Genomic DNA, 681 nt, shown 5'->3' on the forward strand with positions numbered 1-681 from the left:
CGAAACACCAAAAAACAACAAGGAAAAAAGCGATGCTTTGTTTAATACTCATGAGGAAGGCTCCAAAAAAAGTGCAGGGAGGTAAGCCCCTGCACTTGGTTGTTATGATTAGCTGACGGCTTTGTTTGCAAATTTCTTGAACAAACCAATGCCAGCAAGCGCCACGAATACGAGGGGAACGATAATCCAAGCTTGAGCTTCAAGGTCGGTTACAAGTGTGCCGATAGACGTAAACGCATCAGTAACATGCGCTGGAAGGGCTGCGTTAGCAGAGCCAGCAACAGAAACAAGAGCCGCACCAGCCGCTAGGCGTTTTTGAGTAAAGATGTTTTTGATTTTATCCATTGATAGATACCTCAGTAAATTTTTWAAAGATAGGATTTAAAGCCGAATACCCAGCCAAGACCTAGACAACCTAGTGCCACTGACGCGAGGTATTCAATATCAAGTGGGCTTATCATCGTTGACCCCCTGCGATTAAGCCAAGACCTACACAAATGCAAAGTCCGATAACTAAGTGCAGCGTGTAAAGTTGTTCAAATTGCAAATCAGTCATGGTGATAAGCTCCTCTTGATAATTCGTTCACTGACTCAGCCAATGAACTGAATAGGGTTACTGTTTTTTAAGTTCAGGCAATTGGAACAGGTGGAAGCCTTGAATTTCCACGTGCTTACCCTCGT

At 43.8% G+C, this 681-nt stretch carries 2 protein-coding genes; both read right to left on the bottom strand.

Translation table 11 applies throughout. The features are described from left to right. Positions 1–108 precede the first annotated feature (108 nt). Positions 109–345 (bottom strand): major coat protein, encoded by a 237-nt coding sequence (locus tag CIK04_RS28905; protein WP_097352706.1) that lies wholly within the window; start codon positions 343–345, stop codon positions 109–111. A gap of 112 nt (positions 346–457) precedes the next feature. After that, positions 458–556: a tail virion protein G7P-2 gene (locus tag CIK04_RS35835; protein WP_224655563.1), complete on the bottom strand. Its 99-nt coding sequence runs from the start codon at positions 554–556 to the stop codon at positions 458–460. Positions 557–681 lie beyond the last annotated feature (125 nt).

This window comes from Vibrio sp. 03_296, from assembly GCF_002265885.1.